The sequence below is a fragment of the Brevibacterium litoralis genome (assembly GCF_040212315.1).
Classification (GTDB): domain Bacteria; phylum Actinomycetota; class Actinomycetes; order Actinomycetales; family Brevibacteriaceae; genus Brevibacterium; species Brevibacterium litoralis.
Genome location: NZ_JBDIUY010000022.1, coordinates 211236 through 232417 on the forward strand (window position 1 = coordinate 211236; position 21182 = coordinate 232417).

At 68.2% G+C, this 21182-nt stretch carries 18 protein-coding genes; 7 read left to right on the forward strand and 11 right to left on the reverse strand.

Annotated features, from left to right (window positions below):
- Nucleotides 1–52: 52 nt before the first annotated feature.
- The gene (locus tag AAD496_RS08530) at nucleotides 53–1429 is read right to left on the reverse strand and encodes an NAD-dependent succinate-semialdehyde dehydrogenase (RefSeq protein WP_349828234.1); all 1377 of its coding nucleotides are present in this window, start codon (nucleotides 1427–1429) and stop codon (nucleotides 53–55) included.
- 384 nt (nucleotides 1430–1813) lie between these two features.
- On the opposite strand from AAD496_RS08530, the gene AAD496_RS08535 reads away from it, so the two are divergent.
- Nucleotides 1814–2680: a hypothetical protein gene (locus AAD496_RS08535; protein ID WP_349828235.1), complete on the forward strand. Its 867-nt coding sequence runs from the start codon at nucleotides 1814–1816 to the stop codon at nucleotides 2678–2680.
- 190 nt (nucleotides 2681–2870) lie between these two features.
- Here AAD496_RS08535 and AAD496_RS08540 read toward each other — a convergent pair whose 3' ends face one another.
- From AAD496_RS08540 to AAD496_RS08570, 7 genes are all read right to left on the reverse strand, one after another.
- Complete coding sequence (locus AAD496_RS08540) at nucleotides 2871–4535, reverse strand: long-chain-fatty-acid--CoA ligase (protein WP_349828236.1); 1665 nt, start codon at nucleotides 4533–4535, stop codon at nucleotides 2871–2873.
- 259 nt (nucleotides 4536–4794) lie between these two features.
- Complete coding sequence (locus AAD496_RS08545; protein WP_349828257.1) at nucleotides 4795–6234, reverse strand: peptide MFS transporter; 1440 nt, start codon at nucleotides 6232–6234, stop codon at nucleotides 4795–4797.
- Nucleotides 6235–6762: 528 nt separating this feature from the next.
- On the reverse strand, nucleotides 6763–7701 hold the full coding sequence (locus AAD496_RS08550; protein WP_349828237.1) for an enoyl-CoA hydratase-related protein: 939 nt from the start codon (nucleotides 7699–7701) through the stop codon (nucleotides 6763–6765).
- A 29-nt stretch (nucleotides 7702–7730) separates the two neighbouring features.
- A complete protein-coding gene (locus tag AAD496_RS08555; RefSeq protein ID WP_349828238.1) occupies nucleotides 7731–8525 on the reverse strand; it encodes an SDR family NAD(P)-dependent oxidoreductase in 795 nt (264 codons plus the stop codon).
- Between the two features lie 54 nt (nucleotides 8526–8579).
- A complete protein-coding gene (locus AAD496_RS08560; RefSeq protein WP_349828239.1) occupies nucleotides 8580–9347 on the reverse strand; it encodes an enoyl-CoA hydratase in 768 nt (255 codons plus the stop codon).
- 32 nt (nucleotides 9348–9379) lie between these two features.
- The gene (locus AAD496_RS08565; RefSeq protein WP_349828240.1) at nucleotides 9380–10357 is read right to left on the reverse strand and encodes an NADPH:quinone oxidoreductase family protein; all 978 of its coding nucleotides are present in this window, start codon (nucleotides 10355–10357) and stop codon (nucleotides 9380–9382) included.
- Nucleotides 10354–11910: an acyl-CoA synthetase gene (locus AAD496_RS08570; RefSeq protein WP_349828241.1), complete on the reverse strand. Its 1557-nt coding sequence runs from the start codon at nucleotides 11908–11910 to the stop codon at nucleotides 10354–10356. The genes AAD496_RS08565 and AAD496_RS08570 overlap by 4 nt, the downstream gene beginning before the upstream one ends.
- A gap of 138 nt (nucleotides 11911–12048) precedes the next feature.
- Between AAD496_RS08570 and AAD496_RS08575 the strand changes: the two genes are divergently transcribed.
- Entirely contained in the window at nucleotides 12049–12708 is a 660-nt protein-coding gene (locus tag AAD496_RS08575) for a PaaI family thioesterase (protein ID WP_349828242.1), read from the forward strand.
- A 57-nt stretch (nucleotides 12709–12765) separates the two neighbouring features.
- On the opposite strand, the gene AAD496_RS08580 is transcribed toward AAD496_RS08575, so the two are convergent.
- Genes AAD496_RS08580 through AAD496_RS08590 form a run of 3 tightly spaced genes read right to left on the reverse strand, consistent with a single transcriptional unit; the run spans nucleotide 12766 to nucleotide 14546 of the window.
- The gene (locus AAD496_RS08580) at nucleotides 12766–13065 is read right to left on the reverse strand and encodes a hypothetical protein (protein WP_349828243.1); all 300 of its coding nucleotides are present in this window, start codon (nucleotides 13063–13065) and stop codon (nucleotides 12766–12768) included.
- A gap of 40 nt (nucleotides 13066–13105) precedes the next feature.
- The gene (locus tag AAD496_RS08585) at nucleotides 13106–13768 is read right to left on the reverse strand and encodes a TetR/AcrR family transcriptional regulator (protein WP_349828244.1); all 663 of its coding nucleotides are present in this window, start codon (nucleotides 13766–13768) and stop codon (nucleotides 13106–13108) included.
- Nucleotides 13769–13784: 16 nt separating this feature from the next.
- Nucleotides 13785–14546, reverse strand: coding sequence for a 3-hydroxyacyl-CoA dehydrogenase (locus AAD496_RS08590; RefSeq protein WP_349828245.1), 762 nt, complete (start codon nucleotides 14544–14546; stop codon nucleotides 13785–13787).
- 238 nt (nucleotides 14547–14784) lie between these two features.
- On the opposite strand from AAD496_RS08590, the gene AAD496_RS08595 reads away from it, so the two are divergent.
- From AAD496_RS08595 to dctP, 5 genes are all read left to right on the forward strand, one after another.
- On the forward strand, nucleotides 14785–15930 hold the full coding sequence (locus AAD496_RS08595; protein WP_349828246.1) for a thiolase family protein: 1146 nt from the start codon (nucleotides 14785–14787) through the stop codon (nucleotides 15928–15930).
- 54 nt (nucleotides 15931–15984) lie between these two features.
- Nucleotides 15985–17154: an acyl-CoA dehydrogenase family protein gene (locus tag AAD496_RS08600; RefSeq protein WP_349828247.1), complete on the forward strand. Its 1170-nt coding sequence runs from the start codon at nucleotides 15985–15987 to the stop codon at nucleotides 17152–17154.
- Between the two features lie 383 nt (nucleotides 17155–17537).
- A complete protein-coding gene (locus tag AAD496_RS08605) occupies nucleotides 17538–18077 on the forward strand; it encodes a TRAP transporter small permease (protein ID WP_349828248.1) in 540 nt (179 codons plus the stop codon).
- Nucleotides 18078–18109: 32 nt separating this feature from the next.
- Nucleotides 18110–19660 carry a TRAP transporter large permease gene (locus AAD496_RS08610; RefSeq protein WP_349828249.1) on the forward strand — a complete coding sequence of 517 codons (1551 nt, stop codon included), beginning with the start codon at nucleotides 18110–18112 and terminating at the stop codon, nucleotides 19658–19660.
- Nucleotides 19661–19822: 162 nt separating this feature from the next.
- Nucleotides 19823–21109, forward strand: a complete 1287-nt coding sequence (gene dctP / locus AAD496_RS08615) for a TRAP transporter substrate-binding protein DctP (RefSeq protein WP_349828250.1) — start codon at nucleotides 19823–19825, stop codon at nucleotides 21107–21109.
- The last annotated feature ends 73 nt before the right edge of the window (nucleotides 21110–21182 follow it).

Genomic DNA, 21182 nt, shown 5'->3' on the forward strand with positions numbered 1-21182 from the left:
GGACCGTTCAGGAGTGCTTCACGCCGGGGTCGACGTCACATGACGTCGGACCTCACTTGGCCTTGAAGAAGAGCTGCTTGTTGCAGAACTCGTCCATGGCGAGCGGGCCGAGCTCACGGCCGACGCCGGAGCGCTTGACGCCACCGAAGGGCAGGTACTCACGCGAGCCCTCGGGGGCGTTGATGAACACCATGCCGGAGTCGATCTGCTGACCGACCTTCTCCGCGCGCTCCAAGTCGGTGGAGAAGACGGCGGAACCGAGACCGAAGGGGGTGTCGTTCGCCAGGGCGACGGCCTCCTCCTCGCTGGAGACCTTGAAGAGCATGAAGGCGGGGCCGAACAGCTCGTCGTGGAAGGCCTTCATACCCGGCTTCACGTCCTTGAGGACGACCGGCTTCACGTAGGCGCCGGGGCCCTCGTAGCGGTCGCCACCGGCGAGCACCGTGGCACCCTCGGCGGCGGTCGCCTCGACCTGACCCATGAAGCGCTCGGCCGCGGCGATCGAGGACAGCGGCGAGAGCGCGGACTCACCCTCGTAGGGGTTCTCCGGGGCGAGCGCCTTCGCCTTCGCGGTGATCTTCTCCTCGATCTCGTCGTAGATGTCCTCCATGATGATCATCCGCTTGGGCGAGTTGCACGCCTGGCCCGTGTTGCCGATCCGTGCGGCGAACAGCGTGTCGACCGTCTTGTCGACGTCATCGGAGTCGAGCACGATGTACGGGTCCGAGCCACCGAGCTCGAGGACGACCTTCTTGAGGTTCTTGCCGGCCTCGGCGGCGACGGCGGAACCGGCCCGCTCGGAACCGGTGAGCGACACACCCTGGTTGCGGGGGTCGGGCAGGATGATGTCGGCCACCTGCTCGTTCGTCGCGTAGACGTTGATGTAGGCGTCGGCCGGCAGACCGGCGTCGATGAAGATCTGCTCCATCATCGCCGCCGACTTCGGGCACTGCGGGGCGTGCTTGAGGATGACGGTGTTGCCGAGGGCCAGGTTGGGCGCGGCGAACCGGGCCACCTGGTAGTACGGGAAGTTCCACGGCATGATGCCGAGGATCGAGCCGACCGGCTTGCGCAGCAGGAATGCCTCCCCGTCCTTGGGGCCCTTGAGCTGCTCCTCCTCGATGAACGCCTTGGCGTTGTCCGCGAAGTACTTGTAGATGAGGGTCGAGATCATCGTCTCGCCCTTGCCCTCGGGGATCGCCTTGCCCATCTCGAGCTTGATGATCTCGGCGAGCTCCTCGGACCGCTCCTGGTAGATCTCGGAGACGCGGGCCAGGACCTTGGTGCGCTCCTCGATCGGGGTGTTCTTCCAGCTCTGGTACTGGTTGTGCGAACGCTCGATCGCGTCCTTGATCTGCTCGTCGGTCGCCGTCGGGTACTCCTCGACGAGTTCACCGGTGGCGGGGTTCACGACCTTGTACTCGGACATCGAGTCGGGTCCTTTCGTTGGGATACAGGGAGTCGTGCAGGCACGACGGAGGGGCTGTTCCCAACTTATTGTCCTGTGGTCCCGGACACAACCGCGCGGGCCTGTGCATCCGCTCCACACCGCGGATCCGAGACCGTCGTCAGGTCGGTCCCGATCCCGCCGCCGAGGTGCCCCGCACGTGGCAGGCCGAGTGCGGGGCACCTCGGGCGCGCTCCGGGCACCTGCGGTCCGTGTGCGTCGGGGTTCCGGCCAGGGCACCTCGGGCGCGGGGCGGTGTACACCCGGCCGGAACCCGCCCCGCGGGAAGGCCGCGAGCCGGGACCGGACGTCCCGCCGGACGGTGAACCCCTGGCCGGGCACGTGGCCGGTGGCACAATTGGCCCCATGAGCACAGTCGATCCCCGCACCCTCGCCCTGGCCGAAGAGGAATTCCTCGCCGCACAGGAGGCCGCCGGTGTCACCATGAAGGTCCTCCACGACACCCAGGCGTGCGCCGACGCCTCCCTCCTCCTCGACGAGGTGTGGAACGTGGGCGGGGCCGGGACGACGCAGATGGAGCCCGGACTCCTGGTCGCCCTCGTCCACGCCGGCAACTACGTCGGCGGCGCCTACGACGACGAGACCGGTGACCTCATCGGTGTGACCGTCGGCTTCTTCGGTGAGCCGCTGGGCAAGATGATGCACTCGCACATCGCCGGCGTCCGCCACGACCAGGTGGGCCGCGGCACCGGGGCGGCGATGAAGCTGCACCAGCGCCAGTGGTGCCTGGAACGCGGGATCCAACAGATGACGTGGACCTTCGACCCGCTCATCGCGCGCAACGCCTACTTCAACTTCCACCGGCTGGGTGCCAACTGTCTGGAATACCTGGAGGACTTCTACGGCCTCATGCGCGACGGCGTGAACGAAGGGCAGGGCTCCGACCGCATGCTCGTCTCGTGGCGCCTGGACCGCCCGGCACGCGTCGAGCCGATCGCCGAGACCACCGAGGGTGCCGACTTCGCACTGCGCGTTTCCGCCGAGGGGGAACCCGTCGTCGCCGAGGTACCCCGCTCCGCCTCCGTCGTCGCCGTCGACTTCCCCACCGACATCGAGACCCTGCGCGGTGACGACGCCGCACTCGCCGCCCGCTGGCGAGGCGCCCTCCGCGAGGCCCTCACCGGCCTCATCGCCGACGGCTGGGAGATCCGCAGCTGCCTGCGCGGCGGCACCTACCTGCTGACCCACCCCCAGGAGGAGGACGGCGACTGAGCCGGAGCCGTCGACCGGGCGCTGCCTCCCTGTTGGCTGGGCGCTCCCTGCCCGGCGCCGCCCCGATATCTTCGACGGCCCCCGATATGTCGGCACATATCGGGGGCCGTCGAAGATGTCGGGGCGGTGGGGTTCCGGGGCTGGGGCGGAGTCGGGCACAGTCGGGGCGGTGGGGTTCCGGGGCCGGGTCTCACTCCCAGTCCGCGCGCAGTGCCTTCTTGTCGAGCTTGCCGACGGAGGTGTGCGGCAGTGCGTCCTGGACGATCACGCGGTCGGGCATCTGCCACTTGGCGAACCGCCCTTCGAGCACCCCGGCGACGTCCTCCCGGGTCACCTCGGCGCCGTCCTGGGCGACGACGTACGCGACGGGGCGTTCCTGCCACTTCTCGTCCGGGACTCCGATGACCGCGGCCTCCCGGACGTTCGGCAGGTCGAGGATCGCGTTCTCCATGTCGATCGAGCTGATCCACTCACCCCCGGACTTGATGACGTCCTTGAGCCGGTCCGTGAGCTTGAGGTACCCCTCCGGGGTGATCGTCCCGACGTCCCCGGTCTTCCACCAGCCCTCGTCGAACCGTTCGGCGTTGTCCGGCTGGTCGTGATAGCTCTCGGTGATCCACGGCCCGCGCATCTGCACCTCGCCCACGCTCGACCCGTCGTGCGGCAGATCCTGCCCGTCGAGCCCCCGCACCCGGAAGTCGATGCCCGGCACCGGCAGGCCCTGGCTGCGCTTGAGGTCCCACTTCTGCTCGTTCGTCCAGCCGCGCAGGGAGGGCTTGACCGTCCGGTTCGCGGTGACGAGCGGGGTCGTCTCCGTCGCTCCGTACCCGTGGATGATGTCCGCGCCCGTGAGCTCGGAGAACCCGCGCATGAGCGACAGCGGCGGCTCCGTCGACCCGGACACGAACCGTGCCGAGGACAGGTCCGGCGGTGTCTCCCGCTTCCGGTAGTGGTCGAGGATCGGGGCGAAGAGGGAAGGCGCGCCATTGGCCACGGTGACGCCCTCCTCGACGATCGCCTCGGCGACGACCCCCATGTCGTCGGCCTGGAACCGCCCGGGCAGCACGAGCTTGGTCCCGGCGTACACGGCGGCCTGTGCGAGCCCCCAGGTCTGCGCGTGGAACATCGGGGTGATCGCCATGACGACGTCGTCGTAGGTGATCGACAGCGTCCCGACGATCCCCATCGTGTGCAGGTAGATGGCCCGATGGCTGTAGTACACGCCCTTGGGCCGCCCGGTCGTCCCCGTCGTGTAGCAGGCGGAGTAGGCGGTGCGCTCGTCGACCTGGCGGAAGGGGTACTCCGGTGCGGCCGCCGCGAGCAGGTCCTCGTAGTGGTGGACGCGCTCCAGGCCCGTCTCGATCTCACTCAGCGGCTTGTCGCTCAGCACGATCCAGTCGGTGACGACATCGGTCTTCGCAGCGATCGCCTCGGCGACGGGCAACAGGGATTCGTCGACGCACACGTACTGCGCGCGGGCGTGCTCGGCGACGTAGACGACGTCCTCCGGGGCCAGGCGCAGGTTCATCTGCAACATCGTCGCCGCCAGCCCCGGGATCGCCCAGTAGAGCTCCAGGTGGCGCCGCGAGTTCCAGTCGAGCACGCCCACGACGTCCCCGGGCCCGACGCCGATCGACTCCAGGGCGCCGGCCGCCCGGTTCACCCTCTCCCATTCCTCCGCGTAGGTGTTCCGGTGCCAGGCGCCGTCGAGCGTGCGGTGGACGACCTCCGCCTCCGGGAAGGTCCGGGCCGTGTGCCGGAACATGGTCGTCGTGTTGAGCTGGTGGTCGTCCCCCATCGTCGAGGGGATGCCCCGCAGCAGGGCGGCGGTGTCGGCGGGTGCGGTCTCGGTCATCGCGGTGTCCCTTTCGTACGCGACCACCTCGTCGTGGTCCTCATCACACACCTTAACGACCGTTCGGTGTCCGTGGAGGGGTCCGCCCGCCCGGATCGCACTCCCCCTCCGAACGCCGCCGAGGCGCTCTGCACTTCCCATCGGAAGTGCAGAGCGCCTCGGGAGCGGTTCACTGCGGGGAACTCAGCCGGCGGGGTGCCGGGGCTCGGGCGGCGTGGAACTCAGCCGGCGAGATGTCGGAGCTCGGGCGGCGTTCGATTCAGCGGATACCGCGCATGAGCTTGAGCATCGGCTTCGCGACCGCGAGGACCACGAGGCCGACGGCGATCGAGCCGCCGCCCATGGCGATCCAGTACGGTGCCTGGTTCGCGGCGTCGTAGAACTGCGCGAACACACCGGAGAGCGCGGTGCCGACACCCGAGGACAGGTAGAACAGCGCGATCATCTGCGACATGAAGATCTTGGGCGCGAGCTTGGTGGAGAAGGCCAGGCCGATCGGCGAGATCATGAGCTCACCGACGACGAACATCATGAGGATGAGGATCACCCACAGCAGCGGTGTCGCATTGGGGCCCGCGTTGCTGAAGGGCACGAACATGAGGAACGCGACGCCGATGGACAGGAGAGCCAGACCCGCCTTGACGGGGGTCGAGGGCTGCTTGTCCCCGAGCTTGAGCCACACGAGAGAAGCGACCGGGGCGAGCAGGATGACCCACAGCGCCGGGATGAGCGAGATCCAGCTGATGGGCATCTCCCAGCCGAGCACCGTGCGGTTCAGCTGGTTGTCCGAGTAGCTCGTGAGCACACCGAAGACCTGCTGGTACAGGGCCCAGAAGACGACGGAGGCGATGAAGAACGGGATGAAGGAGACGATGCGCGACTTCTGGTCGGCGGTCACCTGCTTGTTCGTCAACATGATCGTGAAGTAGGCGACGGCGGCGAGCGCGGAGACCGAGGCGGTCCACACGGCGATGTTGTCGCCATTCATGAAGCCGGTGCCCCACAGCACGGAGATGCCGACGACGACCGCGACGATCCCGAGGCCGAAGTTCACGAGGGACTTCTTGGGTGCCGGGTTGCCGACGACCTTCGAGGACAGAGGCAGGTTCTTCCGGCCCGTGAGGTAGATCGCCAGGCCGAGGGCCATCCCGACCGCGGCGGCGCCGAAGGCAATGTGGAAGCCGATGTTGTCCTGCAGGAGACCGGTGAGCAGCGGACCGAGCAGGGCGCCGATGTTCACGCCCATGTAGAAGATCGAGAAGCCGGCCTCGCGGCGCGGGTCCTTCTGCTCGTAGAGGCTGCCGACGATGGCGCTCGCGGTCGCCTTGAGACCACCGGAACCGAGCGCGACGAGCACGAGGCCGAGAGCCACACCGCCGAGACCCGGCACAAGTGCCAGCGCGATGTGGCCGGCCATGATGACGAGAGCGGACCAGAACAGCACCCGCTCGGAACCGACGACCCGGTCGGCCAGCCAGGAGCCCACGATCGTCGCGAGGAAGACGGCGCCGCCGTAGGCACCGACGATGGCGAGCGCGGTGGGCTCCGCCATCCCCATGCCGCCCTCGGTGACCGAGAAGTACAGGTAGATGGCGAGGATGCCGGTCATGCCGTAGTAGGAGAAACGCTCCCACATCTCGAGCCCGAAGAGCTGGGCCAGCGGCAGGGGGTGTCCGAAGAACCTGCGGTCCTCACGCATGTCCGTGGTGTCACGGGGCGTGGTGGGAGCAGCGTTCTCCACTGGTGTACTGGGTGTCGTAGTCACGAGAAATCCTGTGTCCGTCGATGATTCGTGACCGTGTCTCGGTCACGCGATCGAACGAGAACGATACGCCGGTGAGAGGCGCGACACCTGCCGGATGAGGCCAAGGACACGTGATGGTGAGATCTTTCACCGAAAGACAGTGCACCTTGTCACAACGAGTGATCTGTTCCACATCATGGAACGCAAGAACCCCGGATTCACGCCGATCGGAGGCCCTCCGGGGCGCCACGGACCGTTCGGCGCCCCGAACGGGCGCACCATCCCTGCGTTGCGGTTCTGCCGGTATCTGGTTGCGGTTCCACCAGCCCGTCGCTGCGGTTCCACCGCCCTTCCGTTGCGGTTCCACCACCGACCCTCCGCGGTCCCGCCGGGCACACGAAAGCCCCTGTGCGACATCGCAGGATGTCGCACAGGGGCCCGTGCACGTCGGCACCCGACGCGCAAGGCGCCTCGGCCGCGGCTTCAGTCCGTGACCGTGGCCTCCGGCTGGGCACCCGGCCAGACCGGCAGCCAGTCGGGCAGGTCCGCCGGGATGTTCGCGGGGAACTGTGGCGGACGCTTCTCCAGGAAGGACGTGACGCCCTCCTTCGCGTCGGCCCGGCGGCCGAGCTCGTAGATCCCGCGGGAGTCCAGACGGTGGGCCTCCCAGGGGTTGTCCGCGCCGAGCATCGACCACAGCATGGTGCGGCCGGCGGCCATCGTCACCGCGGACGACCCCTCGACCAGTTCCCTCGCCAGCCCGTAGGCCGTGTCCATGAGCTCCGCGTCGGGGACGACCCGGGAGACCATCGAGCACTCGAGCGCCTCTTGCGCGTCGAACACCTTGCCGGTGTAGACGAGCTCGAGGGCCTTGTTGATACCGACCACGCGGGGCAGGAACCACGTCGAGGCGGCCTCCGGCATGATCCCGCGCTTGGCGAACACGAACCCGAAACGGGCGGATTCCGCGGCGATCCGGATGTCGCACGGCAGGGTCATGGTCGAGCCCACACCCACGGCCGCGCCGTTGTACGCGACGATCACCGGCTTGCGCATCGAGGCGATCGCGAGCGACACCCGACCACCGCCGTCCCGTCGCACACCCTCGATCTCGTCGTGTCCCTCCGTCACGGGGGCCGGGGCCTTTGCGGCCGGGGACTCGGCGCCGACGACGTCCGGGGCGTCCGCCTCGCGCGCGTCGTAGTCGAAGGTGTTCGCACCGCCGGACAGGTCGGCGCCGGGGCAGAAGAACTTGCCCTTGCCGGTGAACACGACGACCTTGACGTCGTCGTCCCGGTCCGCCCGGGCGAAGGACTCGATGAGTTCCTGACCCATGAGCCCGGTGAACCCGTTGCGGGTCTGCGGCGAGTCGATGGTGATGGTGGCGATCCGGTCGGCCACCTCGTAGGTGATGTGCTCCATTGCACGGTCTCCGTTCGGCGAGTGGCGGATCAGAAGATCGAGTAACCGCCGTCGATGACGAACTGCTGGCCGGAGGTGTACATGGCACCGGGGCCGGCCAGGTACGCAGCGATGCCCTCGAAGTCGTCCGGGCTGCCCCAGCGACGGATCGGCGCCCGCTTGATGACCTTCTCGGTGAACACGTCGTTGCCCTGTGCGCCCTCGGTCATGTCGGTGGCGATCCAGCCGGGCAGCACCGAGTTCACGCGGATGTTGTGGCGCCCGTACTCACTGGCGACGCCGCGCACGATCGAGAGGACCGCGCCCTTCGTCGCACCGTAGTGGACGTTCCCGGCCGCGCCCTCGATCCCCGCGAGCGAGGCGACCCCGACGAGGGCACCGCCCTTCCGGTCCCCCTCCCCCGCGGTCTCGTTCTGCTTCATGAACTGCTTGATGGCCGCCTGGAAGCTGAGGACCACACCGTCGACGTTCACCGAGCTCACCCAGTGGAAGTCGTCGAGGGTCATCTCGTGGAAGGGTCCCTTACGGCCACCGATCCCGGCGTTCGCGATGAGCGCGTCGAGGCGCCCGTGCGCGGCCAGGGTCTCCTCCATGGCGGCGGTGACCTGCTCGGGCCGTGCCACGTCGCAGGCGTGGGCGGTGACGGTGCCGCCACCCAGTCCGTCGAGTTCGGCGCGGGCGGACTCGTTGCGTTCGGTGTTGCGGCCCCAGATCGCGACCGAGGCGCCCGCCTTCGCGAGCCCTCGGGCCATGCCCAGGCCGATGCCGTTGTTGCCGCCGGTCACGACCGCCACGTGGCCGTCGAGGTCGAAGGGTGTCGTCATGATGGGATGTCCGTTCCTGTGTGGGGTTCCGGTGTCACGTGCCGGAGAAGACTGTCACTTGCCGGTGAAGACGGGCGCGCGCTTCTCGAGGAAGGCGGTGGTGCCCTCCTTGAAGTCCGCGGAGGCCATGAGCTTCCGCTGGTACTCGTCCTCGCGGTCGAGGGCGGCGTCGAGTTCGGTGAGGGAGGCCTGGTTGATCGCCCACTCGGTGAGTCCGAGCGAGAGGGTGGGGCCGGCGGCGAACCGGGCGGCGACCTCCTGGGCCTTCTCCAGGTAGGTCTCGACGGGGTGCACCTCGGAGGCCAGCCCCCACTCGACGGCCTGCTCGGCGTTGACCTTCTCCGCGTTGAGCGCCATCTTCAGCGCCCGATGGCGGCCTGCGGAGGCCGCGACGAGGGCGGTCGCACCACCGTCGGGCATGAGGCCGATCTTCGTGAAGGCGAGCATGAAGTAGGCCGACTCGCTCATCACCACGTAGTCGCAGATGAGTGCGAAGGAGCAGCCGACTCCGGCGGCCGGGCCGGAGACCGCGGCGATCGTCGGGACCTGCAGGTCCTTGATCTTGCGGATCGTCGCGTTGATGATGTCGAGGCTCGTCGCTCCGCCGCTCTCCTTCTTGGCCGCGAGGTCGGCACCGGAGCAGAAGGCCCGGTCGTCGCCGGTGATGACGACGGCGCGCGCCTCGGTCGCGGCCCGGTCCACGGCCGCCTCGAAGGCCGTGGCGACCTCACCGGTGACGGCGTTGAGCGAGCCGGGGCGGTTGAACGTGATGGTCATGACACCGTCGTCGACGGTGACGAGAAGGTCCTGGGTCTCGGACATGGGGGTTGCTCCTGTCGGGCGGGTCGGACGGGTCAGACGAGTTCGGTGTCGACGTCGAGGAGCACCTTGCCGAGGACCGCGCGGTCGTCGAGGACGGCGATCGCCTCGGCGGCGTTCTCCAGCGGGTAGTGCCCGTGCACGTGCGGATCGAGCTTGCCGGCCTTGAGGTACTCGGTCATGGTCTCCCACTGTTCGTGGACCATGCCGTCGTTGCCGACGGTCGCGGCACCCCAGCCGACACCGGAGACGCTCACGTTGTTGAGCAGCAGGCGGTTGACCTTGACGGTGGGGATGTCACCGGCGGTGAAGCCGAGGACGAGGACCTGGCCGAAGCGGGCCAGGCAGCGGATGGAGTCGGTGAACCGGTCGCCGCCGACGGGGTCGGCCACGAAGTCGACGCCCTTGGGGTAGATCTCCTTGACGGCGTCCTTGAACCCCTCGGCCATGACGACGTGGTGGGCCCCGAGATCGCGGACCACCTGCGCCTTCTCCTCGGTGGAGACGACGCCGATCACCTCGGCGCCCATGGCGAGGCCCAGCTGGACGAGGGCGGAGCCCAGGCCACCGGCGGCCCCGTGGACGAGCAGGGTCTGACCGGGCTGCAGCCTGGCGCGACCGCGGAGGGTGAACTCGGCGGTGAGCAGGTTCATGGGCATGCCGGCCGCCGCGGCCAGGGACACCTCGTCGGGCAGCTTGAGCGTGCGGATGTCGTCGGCGACCAGGTACTCGGCGAAGGCACCCTTGCCGGTGATCGCGGCGACGCGGTCGCCGACGGAGAACTGCGAGCCCTCACCGACGGCGGCGACGACCCCGGAGGCCTCGGACCCGAGGGTGAAGGGGAGGTCGTGCTTCACCTGGTACATGCCACGGGTCTGCAGCAGTTCCGGGAAGGTGACGCCGGCGTGGGCGACCTTGATGAGGACCTGACCGGGCCCGGGTGTGGGCTGCTCGACGTCGACGAGCGCGACGTCCTGCGGGCCGGTGAGTTCGGTGACGTGAATGGCCTTCATGCGGTGGGGACCTCCGTGGTCTCGGGGAGCTTGCGTTTGACGAGTTTGCCGGTGGGCGTCCGGGGCATCTCCGTGATGTACCGGAACTCCCGGGGGATCTTGTAGCGGGCCAGGCGGGGTTCGAGCCAGTCGACGATCTCCGCGGTGAGTGCGTCACCGGGGGCGACGTGGTCCTCGGCCTCGACGTAGGCGACGGCGACCTCACCCAGTTCCTCGTCCTTCCGACCCACGACCGCGACGTCGCGGACGTCCGGGTGGAGGGCGAGTTCGTTCTCGATCTCCTGCGGGTAGATGTTCACCCCGCCGGTGATGATGAGGAAGGAGCCGCGCTCGGCCATGAAGAGGAACCGTTCCTCGTCGAGGTGGCCGAGGTCGCCGGTGGTCGTCCAGTCCGGATGGTCCGGGTGGCGGCTGGAGAGGGTCTTGCCCTCGTCCTTGTAATAGGTGAAGGGTTCGGTACCCTCGGGCTTCTCGAAGTAGATGGTGCCGACCTCACCGGGCGGCAGTTCCGCTCCGTCGGGCCCGCAGATGTGCACGGTGCCCAGCAGCCCGTCGCGGCCGACGGAGCCGGGCTTGCGCAGGGAGTCCTCCGAGTTGATGACGGTGACGCCGTTGCCCTCGGTCGAGGCGTAGTACTCGTGGATGACCGGCCCCCACCACTCGATCATCTTCCGTTTCACGTCGATCGGGCAGGGGGCCGCCGCGTGGATCGCCGCCTTCATCGAGGACACGTCGTACCTCTCCCGTTGCTCGGCGGGCATCTTGAGCATCCGGACGAACATGGTCGGCACCCACTGCGAGTGCGTCACGCGATACTTCTCGACAGTCTCCAGCGCGAACTCGGGATCGAAGCGCGGCATGATCACCGCGGTCCCGCCGCGCGAGTGCGCCGTCATGACGAACCGGATGGGAGCCGCGTGGTAGAGCGGCGCGGGCGAGAGGTACACGGACTCCTCGTCGAAGCCGTAGAGGGCCGTGAACAGTTGGACCATCGAGACGTTCGGGTCCTCGATCGACTGCTCCGGCAGGTGCGGCAGGATCCCCTTGGGGTTGCCGGTCGTGCCGGACGAGTACAGCATGTCCCCGCCGCGTGGCTCGTAGTCCGGCTTCTCCGCCGAGGCGCCCGCCAGGATCCCCTCGTAGTCGACCGCCCCGGCCAGCTGCCCGGGCATCCCGCCCACCTGGACGCGGTGTTCGATGTCCTCGCAGTGGGCGGCGAGTTCCACGGCGCTCGCGAGCTCGGCACTGATGATGACGACCGAGGCGTCGCAGTCGTGGATGATGTACGAGCTCTCGCGCGGGGTGAGGTGCCGGTTGACGACCGTGATGAGGGTGCCGGACCGCAGGGCGGCCCAGTAGGCCTCGATGATCTCGAACCGGTTCTCCGCGATCATCGCCACGTGGTCGCCGGTCTGCAGACCGATGCTGCGGAACCAGTTCGCCAACCGCAGGGACCGGTCCTCCAGGTCGGCATAGCTGAGCTGGGCGCCCGTGTCGGCCATGATGACCGCGGGCTTGTCCGGGAAGCGGGTGCTCCAGGCTCCTGGGTACATGTGGTGTGTGCTCCTCGCCGTTGAGGTGTGGTTCGGTCGTGGTGTGGTGGGGCCCACGTGACCGTGTCTAGAATCAAAACGTACCGAACGATTGTTCAGTGCGCCAGGTCTGCGCACCGATTTCCACCAGGAGCACACATGACGACGACGTCAGGATCCACGGACGCCACCGGGGCCACCACGGCTTCCGCCACCGACTCGGACGGCCGCACGCCCACCTCCCCCTTCGCGGAGTACTCCGCGCGCCTGGGCCGCGAGCTCGCGACGGCGCTGGTCACCCACCGGGAGGACACGGACCTCGCCGCTGAGGTCGCGCGGATCGCCGCCGCCCTGTCCGCCGCCGCCGAGGCGCCCTCCGCGGTCGTCGTCGACGATCCCGCCCGGCCCGCCGCGCACATCCCCTTCGACATCACGCCGGCCTCGTCCCCGCGGAACCCGATCGCCCCGCCGATGGACATCCGCTGGGACGGCGAGCGCTCCCGGTGCGAACTCACCCTGCCGCTGCAGTACCAGGGCCCTCCCGGCCGCGTGCACGGCGGGATCGTCGCCCTGCTGCTCGACCACGTGCTCGGCAACGCCGCGAACGCCGGGGACTCCCCACGCTCCTACACCCGCTACCTCAACGTGCAGTACGACGGGGCGACCCCGATCGGCGGCGACATCGTGATCGAGGGCTGGCTCGACCGCGAGGAGGGGCGGAAACGATTCATGGCCGGCCGAATCCTCGTCGACGGCCAGACTTCCGTCCAGGCCGAGGGCCTCTGGATCCGCCCCAAGGATCCCGTCCCGGCGGAGTGAGGCACTCGCTCCAGTACCTGACCGAGGTGCCGCGCCGGCGCCTCGGTCAGACTGCGTTCAGGACTTCGGCCGAAAACCCTCGTCCTCAGGCTTGAGCGGGGCGCCGCGAAGGACGAAGGGACCGTCCAGCTCCGTCGGATCGACCTGATGACCTTCGTAGCCGAGCAGGTCCTCGGAGCGGCCGACCCGGATGCAGGCGCCGATGGTGACCGAATCCTCACCGACCACGAAAGGCGCCGGCTGTCCCCAGTCGACCTCACGGCCCTCGCCATTCACGAGGACGTAGGGGCGGGCCATGCGGCGCATCACCCATCCCCCGCGACCGGACCACTCCACGACGACCTGGATCTCTCTCATGGCTCCATCCTGTCAGAACGTCTGCAGGGTTCTTGCGGACTCAGTCGTCCGGGATGCAGTCGAGCAGGGCCGCCGCCGTGGCGACCCAGGTGTCGAGCATCGGTTCACTCTCCGGGTCACGCCCGGAGAACGTGTAGGTGACGGCCATGCCACGCATGCTCGTGAACACCACCGCGATCGCCCTGTCGTAACCCGGATCGGCACTGATCACGGGCCCGAAGAGCAGGCGGATGTTCTGCCGCACGCGCTTCAGCACGCGCTTCTCGTGGTCGACCATCTCGGCGGCGAGCGCCGGGTCGGTCCGGGCGGCGATCCACGTCTCGGTGGCCGCCCAGAAGTTCGGGTGGAAGAAGCTCTGCCACAACTGCCGCACGGCCCAGTCGAGCCGGGTCCGCAGATCCGCCGCCGAGGCGCCCTGCTCCCCAGGCGGCACCGCCGGCGGTTCCGGGAGCGCGTCGACGTCCAGGCGTTGCGCGGCCAGCCGTTCGACGGCGGCGGTGATGAGGTCCTTCTTCGAGGGGAAGTGGTGGAGCAGCTTGCCCCGGCTCACCCCCGCGCGGGCCTGGACCCGCATCGTCGTCGTCGCCGCGTAGCCCTCCTCCAGGAGGGTGGCGACGACGGCGTCGAGGATCTCCTCCCGGGACCGGCGGCCCCGGGAGGAGACCTGGGTGCCCGTGCTTCCGGGCGCCTCGACGTCGGTCATCCTGTGGTTCCGCGGATCACTTCGGGGCCATGCGGATGGCGCCGTCCAGACGGATGGTCTCGCCGTTGAGCATGGGGTTCTCGACGATGTGCTGGGCCAAAGCACCGAACTCGTCCGGCTCGCCCAGGCGGGAGGGGTGCGGCACCTGGGCACCGAGGGACTTCAGAGTCTCCTCCGAGGCACCCTGCATGAGCGGGGTCTTGAAGGTACCCGGCGCGATCGTCACGACGCGGATGAGCGTCGAGGCGAGATCGCGGGCGATCGGCAGGGTCATGCCGACGATGCCGCCCTTGGACGCCGAGTACGCGGCCTGACCGATCTGACCGTCGAAGGCCGCGACCGAGGCGGTGTTGACGATGACACCGCGCTCCTCGCCGGCCGGCTCCTGGGTCTGCATCTTGGCGGCGGCCAGGCGGATGACGTTGAAGGTGCCGATGAGGTTGACCTGGACGACCTTGTTGAAGGCGTCGAGCGGGAAGGGGCCCTTCTTGCCGGAGACGCGGTTGGCGTTGCCGATGCCCGCGCAGTTGACGACGACGCGCAGGTCGCCGAGCTCGGCGGTCTTCGCGATGCCCGCGGCCACGTCCTCCTCGCTCGTGACGTCACCGCCGACGAAGACGACGTTCCCGCCCAGTTCCGCGGCGACCTCGGCGCCCTTGGACTGGGGCAGGTCGAAGATGACGACCTTGCCGCCGGCGGCGAGCAGCTTCTTGGTGGTGGCCAGGCCGAGGCCGGAGGCGCCGCCGGTGACGAAGGCGACGGTGTCGGTGATCTGCATGTGGTGACTCCTCGTCGAGTTGACTGCAGTGTGCCCGGGGAGGTCCCGGATCCTGTGATTCACGCTACCAGTCGATATTGACTGTTTTTCACGCTCGTGTGAAGCTTAACGTGCGTTCAGTCAGTTGCGAATCACTCGCGACCGATCCATCCCCGACACACGCCACCCATCGGGGCACTCACGGCCGAGTCGCCCCACGTGCGCACCGGTTGCGCACTCGAAGAACAAGGGAGTTCTCATGACCGAAGCAGTCATCGTCGCCGCACGCCGCACCCCCACGGGCAAGCGGGACGGCGTCCTGTCCGGAGTCCACCCCGCCGACCTCGCCGCCCTCGTCATGGAGGACCTCGTCTCGTCCACGGGCATCGACCCGGCCGAGATCGAGGACGTCGTCTGGGGCTGTGTCACCCAGGCCGGCGAGCAGACCGGCGACATCGCCCGCACCGCCGCCCTGTCCGCGGGCCTGCCGGAGACCGTCACCGGCGTGACCGTCGACCGCCAGTGCGGCTCGTCCCAGCAGGCCGTCCACTTCGCCGCCGCCGGCATCATCTCCGGCCAGTACGACGTGGCCATCGCCGGTGGCGTCGAGTCGATGTCCCGCAACCCCATGGGCTCCTCCTCGCAGGGTAAGAATCCCTACGGCGAGAAGTTCCAGGCCCGCTACGACGGCGTGAAGCCCAACCAGGGCATCGGCGCGGAGATGATCGCCGAGCAGTGGGGCTTCGGCCGCACCGAGCTCGACGAGTTCTCCCTCGCGTCCCACGCCAAGGCCCAGGCCGCCACCGAGTCCGGCGCCTTCGAGTCGCAGATCATCCCCGTCACCACCGCCGACGGCGTGGTGACGAAGGACGAGGGCATCCGCCCCGGCGGCACCGTCGAGAAGCTCGCCAAGCTGCCCACGGTGTTCAAGGAGGACGGGGTCATCCACGCCGGCAACTCCTCGCAGATCTCCGACGGCTCCGCGGGCCTGCTCATGATGTCGGACACCAAGGCCAAGGAGCTCGGCCTCAAGCCGCTCGTCCGCGTGCACACCGCCGTGCTCGCCGGAGCCGACCCGATCATCATGCTCACCGCCCCGATCCCGGCCACGCAGAAGGCCCTGGCCAAGTCCGGCCTGTCGGTCGACGACATCGGCACCTTCGAGATCAACGAGGCCTTCGCTCCGGTCCCGAAGGCCTGGCTCAAGGACCTGGGCGCCGATCCGGCCCGCCTCAACCCGCACGGCGGCGCCATCGCCATGGGCCACCCGCTCGGTGGTTCCGGTGCCCGTCTCATGACGACGATGGTCCACAACATGGTGAACAACGGCATCAAGTACGGCCTCCAGTCCATGTGTGAGGGCGGCGGCCAGGCCAACGCCACCATCCTCGAGCTCATCGACTGAGCGCGTCCGCAGGACATCCACACACAGGACCACGGGAAGAGAGACACGGACGCGATGAAGCGCAATCTGTACGAACAGGACCACGAGGACTTCCGCAAGGTCGTCGCCGCCTTCCTCGACAAGGAGGTGGCCCCGAACTTCGAACGCTGGGAGAAGGAGAAGCTCGTCGACCGCTCCATGTGGAAGGCCGCGGCCGAGGCGGGTGTCATCGGCTTCTCCCTGCCGGAGGAGTACGACGGCGGTGGCATCAAGGACTACCGCTTCGAGATGATCCGCGGCGAGGAGGTCTCCAAGCGGGGCTTCGGGTCCGCGACCGGCGGGTGGGGCGTCTCCGACGGGATCGTCCCCGGCTACTTCGAGAACTTCGGCAACGAGGAACAGAAGCAGCGCTACCTGCCCGGCCTGGCATCCGGCGACACCATCAGCGCGATCGCCATGACGGAGCCGGGTGCCGGTTCCGATCTCCAGGGGATCAAGACGAAGGCCGTCCGCGACGGTGACGAGTGGGTGATCAACGGGGCGAAGACCTTCATCACGAACGGTCAGCACTGCGACTTCGTGGTCGTCGTCGCCCGGACCGATACCGACGTCCCCGCCGCCCACGGCACCTCGCTGTTCATCGTCGACGACGGCACACCCGGCTTCACCAAGGGCCGGAAGCTGGAGAAGGTCGGCCTCGACGGCCAGGACACCTCGGAACTGTCCTTCGAGGACGTCCGCGTGCCGCAGGCCAACCTGCTCGGCGAGGAGGGCAAGGGGTTCATCCACCTCATGACCAACCTCCCCTACGAGCGCATGGGCATCGCCACCGGCGGTCTGGCCGGCGCCCGCTCCGCCCTGGAGTGGACCGCGAAGTACGTCTTCGAACGCGAGGCCTTCGGTCGGACGATCGGCGACTTCCAGAACACGCAGTTCGTCCTCGCCGACCTGGAGACCCGGATCGACGCACTCGAGGCTTATGTCGACAGGTGCGCCCTGGCCCTCAACGCCGGTGAGCTCACCCCGGAGGACGCCGCCAAGGCCAAGTGGTACGGCTCCGAGCTCCAGCTCGAGGTCGTCACCAAGTGCCTGCAGTTGCACGGCGGCTACGGCTACATGCTCGAGTACCCGATCGCCCGGGCCTTCCGGGACTCCCGGATCCAGACGATCTACGGCGGTGCGACCGAGGTCATGAAGTACATCATCGGCAAGGACATCAAGAAGCGGTTCTCGCCCAAGAAATAACGATTCGCACATGCCGGTCCGGTTCCACCCTCCCGGACTTGCAGGGGTACCGAACACTCGTTAAGTTGTTTCAAACGACACGGGGCCCGGGACCGGGATTCCACCGGTTCCGGGCCCCGATCCGTCGTATCGCACCTGAGCCACAGGTGACGACACGTGCAGGTCCACCCGGATCCACACGTGACGTACAGTTCCGTTCCGTACCGCTGAACAGAATCCACAACTCCACACGGCACCGCGCACACTGGTCGTACCACCCCGTACGACCCGGCACGGTTCCGACCGCACCACCGACGTACCGCGCCACGACCCCCGAGTCACGGCGCACAGGCCCCATACCCACCCAGGCAGCCCCAAGCCACCGCGAAACAAAGGTGATTCCGATGGTGAAGTTCAATCTCGGACTCGACAGGACACTGTCGGTCCTCACGGCCGTGGTCGTCATCGCGATGATGCTCCACGTCGTCGCCCACGCACTGCTGCGGTACTTCTTCAACGCCCCCATCTACGGCACCAACGAGATCGTCGCCTACTGGTACCTGCCCGCGATCGCCCTCCTGGGCATCCCGGCCGCGACCCTCCAGCGCGAGCACATCAGCGTCACGCTCGCCGTCGAGGCGATGGGCAACAACGCGCGGGTCATCTGGCACGTGTTCGGCAATGCGATCGGTGTCCTCCTCTCCCTCGGCTTCGCGTGGTTCGGCCTGGAGGAAGCCCTGGAGAAGATGCACATGGGTGCCACCGCCGGTGTCACCGACATCATCACGTGGCCCATGTACTTCCTCGTCCCGGCGGTCTTCGCGATCCTCGCGATCCTCAACGTCATCGACGCCTTCTACGTCATCCGCTCGAAGGACACGTCGATCAGCCTTCGGACCGGCCAACACGAAGACCAGTCCTCCGAGGACGCGCTCGTCGCCTGACGACGTCGTCAGGCCCCGATCAAGGAATCCCTATGACTTCGAACGTTCCTTCCTCCCCCGCGGACTCCGCGGAGAAGACCGCAAGCTTCGGCGGTGCCGTCGCCGGCATCCTGCCCTCCGACTCCAAACGCCCCAAGCCGAGCTGGGTGGGCATCGCCATCGGTGCCGGTCTCTTCATCATCTGCCTCGTCGGGCTGTTCACCAGCCCGACGACGGTGGTCGCGGGCATCTGGTGCATCGCCATGATGCTCGTGCTCATGTTCCTCTCGGTGCCGGTCGCGCTTTCGTTGGCCGTCCCCTCGCTCATCGGCATCTACGCGATCTCCGGTATCCCGGCGACGATCAACATCCTGTCGACGAGCCCCTTCCACTCGGTCTCCAAGTGGAGCTACAGCGTCCTGCCGATGTTCATCCTCATGGGCATGCTGCTCACCTCCTCCGGCATGACCGAGCGGATCTACCGCGCCACCGACCGCTGGTTCGGCTGGCTGCCCGGTGGCATCGGCGTCGGGACGACCGCCGCCGGTGCGGGTCTGGCCTCCGTCTCCGGCTCGACGATCGGTATGACCTACGCCCTCGGCCGCGCCGGTATCCCGGAGATGCTCAGGTCCGGCTACGACCGCCGCATCGCCGTCGGTACCGTCATCATCGCCGGTCTGCCCGGCAACCTGATCCCGCCGTCGATCCTCATGGTCATCTACGCGGGCATCGCCTCGGTCCCCGTCGGCCCGCAGCTCATGGCAGGAGCCCTGCCAGGTATCCTCATCGCCGTCTGCTTCGGCATCTTCCTCATCATCATCGGCACCGTCGCCCCGCAGCTCGTGGGCCGCGGCAAGGGTCAGAGGTCCGAACGCGTGCAGGTCACGTGGAAGGACCGTTTCGCCTCCCTCGCCGAGATCTGGGGCTTCCCGGTCATCATGATCGTCCTCTTCGGCGGCATGTTCTCCGGTGTCTTCACCCCGACCGAGGCCGGTGCGGCCGCCGCACTCGTCGCCCTTATCCTGTGCCTCCTGTACCAGCGGAAGAACAAGCCCTTCGGCAAGGTCGCCGAGGCCGCCATGAACACGGTGTCGGCCACCGCCGCCATCTTCTTCATCATGATCGGCGCGGAGATGCTCACCAAGCTCCTGGCCATCACCGGTCTCGCCCCGGTCATGACGGACTTCATCACCGGTCTGGGTCTCAACCGGATCTCGTTCCTGCTCGTGCTCATCGTGCTCTACGTGATCATGGGCATGTTCTTCGACACCCTGTCGATGATGCTGCTCACCATCCCGATCCTCCTGCCCACGCTGGAGGTCATGGAGGTCAGCCCCGTCTGGTTCGGTGTGTTCGTCGTGCTCCTCGGTGAGCTCGGCCTCATCACCCCGCCGGTCGGCCTGCTGTCGTACATCGTCCACAAGCTCGGCCAGGACCCGAAGGTCAACGTCGGACACTCGATCTCCCTGCGCGACGTGTTCACCTCGCTCCTCTGGTTCCTGCCCATCGTCGTCCTCTTCCTGGCGCTCATGATCGTCTGGCCGGAGATGACGGAGATACTCCCGAACATCATGGAGAACAACTCCGGCGGCGCGGTGGAATGATCCACCCGCACTGACCGGAGAGACGGGCCCGGACTCCCGGAACACCCCGCCGAGGAGCAAGGACGCTCCCGTGTCGCGTGACCACGACGGTCACGCGACACGGGGTGCCGAGGACCGGATCCCACCGACACATCCGCCCCACGAGGTCAAAGGAGACCATTCGTGCACATCACCACCCACATCCGACGGCCCGCCGTCGCCCTCGCGGGCACCGCGGCACTGGCCCTCACCCTCACCGCCTGTGCCGGCGGTGCGGGCAGCAGCGGATCCTCGAGCGAGAGCGGCTCCGGGGACGGCTTCGCCTATGACGCCCCGCAGGAGGAGGTCGACGCCGCGATCGCCGATCTCGACCCGATCACCGTGACCTTCCAGGGCTCGGCCGCCAGCCAGGAGTCCGTCATGGCCCCGGCCTCCACCGAGTTCGAGCGGATCGTCGAGGAGCGATCCGGCGGCAAGATCGACGTCGAGATCGTCTGGGGACAGGCCGTCGCCGGCTACGCCGAGGTGCACGACGCCCTGGCCGACGGCCGGATCGACGTCGCCTTCACCCTCCCGATCTACATGCCGCAGGAGTACCCGGGTGTCGATGCGATGGGCACGGCTCTGGCCGGGGCTCCGCCGAGCCCCTTCATGGGCGAGATGGTCGCGAACGCCATGGCGAACAACCTCGCCTGGGAGGACGAGGAACTGCTGGCCAACTACGACGAGAAGGGCCTGCAACCACTCACCCCGGTCGCGGCCTCCGGTGGCTACTACACCGTCTGCACCGAGCCGATCGTGAGCGTCGACGACTGGCAGGGCCGTCAGGTCCGCATCGCCGGCACCGCGCAGGCCGCCCAGGTCACCGCCATGGGTGGCACACCCGTCTCGATGGATTACACCGAGACCTTCGAGGCCTTGCAGCGCGGCACCGTCGACTGCACACTCGCCCAGCTCGTGCCCTCCGCGGAGGCCGGAATCCTCGAGGTCGCCCCGCACATCGGCCACATGACCGACCAGAGCTTCTCGCGCGCCCCGGGTGCCTACCTGGCCGGGAAGACCTTCTGGGACGGTCTGCCGCTGGCCTACCAGCAGATCCTCTTCGACTCCAACGCCATGGCCTCGGCCGGCGGCATGCTCGCGGTGATCGGCGGCAATGCCGACGCCATGGCCCAGGCCAAGGAGCACGGCGGCACGGTCCAGCCCTTCGACTCCGGCGTCGAGGACGCGGTCGCGGAGACCACCGGTCCGCTCCTGGAGTCGGCGGTCGAGGCCGGCAATCTGCCGGAGGACATCGAGACCCGCATCGAGGAGTCGGTCTCCGGTCTGGAGTCCACCTTCGCCGAGCTCGGCTACGAGGACGCCGGCGACACCGCCGACTTCGACGAGTGGTTCGACTGGGACACGGACTTCGAGGGCTATGCCCGCGCCTCCTACGAGGACGCCGGCCTGGAGCACCGTCCGAGCTGACAGCGCTCGAACGCACCACCACGGTTCGCTCCCCCACCACCCGGTGGGCGACCACGGTGGCGCGACACCCCAC

What these genes read in the sequence shown, in the direction of transcription:
- AAD496_RS08530 (WP_349828234.1), bottom strand. Translation starts at nt 1,429, where the DNA reads ATGTCCGAGTACAAGGTCGTGAACCCCGCCACCGGTGAACTCGTCGAG.
- AAD496_RS08535 (WP_349828235.1), top strand. Translation starts at nt 1,814, where the DNA reads ATGAGCACAGTCGATCCCCGCACCCTCGCCCTGGCCGAAGAGGAATTC.
- AAD496_RS08540 (WP_349828236.1), bottom strand. Translation starts at nt 4,535, where the DNA reads ATGACCGAGACCGCACCCGCCGACACCGCCGCCCTGCTGCGGGGCATC.
- AAD496_RS08545 (WP_349828257.1), bottom strand. Translation starts at nt 6,234, where the DNA reads ATGCGTGAGGACCGCAGGTTCTTCGGACACCCCCTGCCGCTGGCCCAG.
- AAD496_RS08550 (WP_349828237.1), bottom strand. Translation starts at nt 7,701, where the DNA reads ATGGAGCACATCACCTACGAGGTGGCCGACCGGATCGCCACCATCACC.
- AAD496_RS08555 (WP_349828238.1), bottom strand. Translation starts at nt 8,525, where the DNA reads ATGACGACACCCTTCGACCTCGACGGCCACGTGGCGGTCGTGACCGGC.
- AAD496_RS08560 (WP_349828239.1), bottom strand. Translation starts at nt 9,347, where the DNA reads ATGTCCGAGACCCAGGACCTTCTCGTCACCGTCGACGACGGTGTCATG.
- AAD496_RS08565 (WP_349828240.1), bottom strand. Translation starts at nt 10,357, where the DNA reads ATGAAGGCCATTCACGTCACCGAACTCACCGGCCCGCAGGACGTCGCG.
- AAD496_RS08570 (WP_349828241.1), bottom strand. Translation starts at nt 11,910, where the DNA reads ATGTACCCAGGAGCCTGGAGCACCCGCTTCCCGGACAAGCCCGCGGTC.
- AAD496_RS08575 (WP_349828242.1), top strand. Translation starts at nt 12,049, where the DNA reads ATGACGACGACGTCAGGATCCACGGACGCCACCGGGGCCACCACGGCT.
- AAD496_RS08580 (WP_349828243.1), bottom strand. Translation starts at nt 13,065, where the DNA reads ATGAGAGAGATCCAGGTCGTCGTGGAGTGGTCCGGTCGCGGGGGATGG.
- AAD496_RS08585 (WP_349828244.1), bottom strand. Translation starts at nt 13,768, where the DNA reads ATGACCGACGTCGAGGCGCCCGGAAGCACGGGCACCCAGGTCTCCTCC.
- AAD496_RS08590 (WP_349828245.1), bottom strand. Translation starts at nt 14,546, where the DNA reads ATGCAGATCACCGACACCGTCGCCTTCGTCACCGGCGGCGCCTCCGGC.
- AAD496_RS08595 (WP_349828246.1), top strand. Translation starts at nt 14,785, where the DNA reads ATGACCGAAGCAGTCATCGTCGCCGCACGCCGCACCCCCACGGGCAAG.
- AAD496_RS08600 (WP_349828247.1), top strand. Translation starts at nt 15,985, where the DNA reads ATGAAGCGCAATCTGTACGAACAGGACCACGAGGACTTCCGCAAGGTC.
- AAD496_RS08605 (WP_349828248.1), top strand. Translation starts at nt 17,538, where the DNA reads ATGGTGAAGTTCAATCTCGGACTCGACAGGACACTGTCGGTCCTCACG.
- AAD496_RS08610 (WP_349828249.1), top strand. Translation starts at nt 18,110, where the DNA reads ATGACTTCGAACGTTCCTTCCTCCCCCGCGGACTCCGCGGAGAAGACC.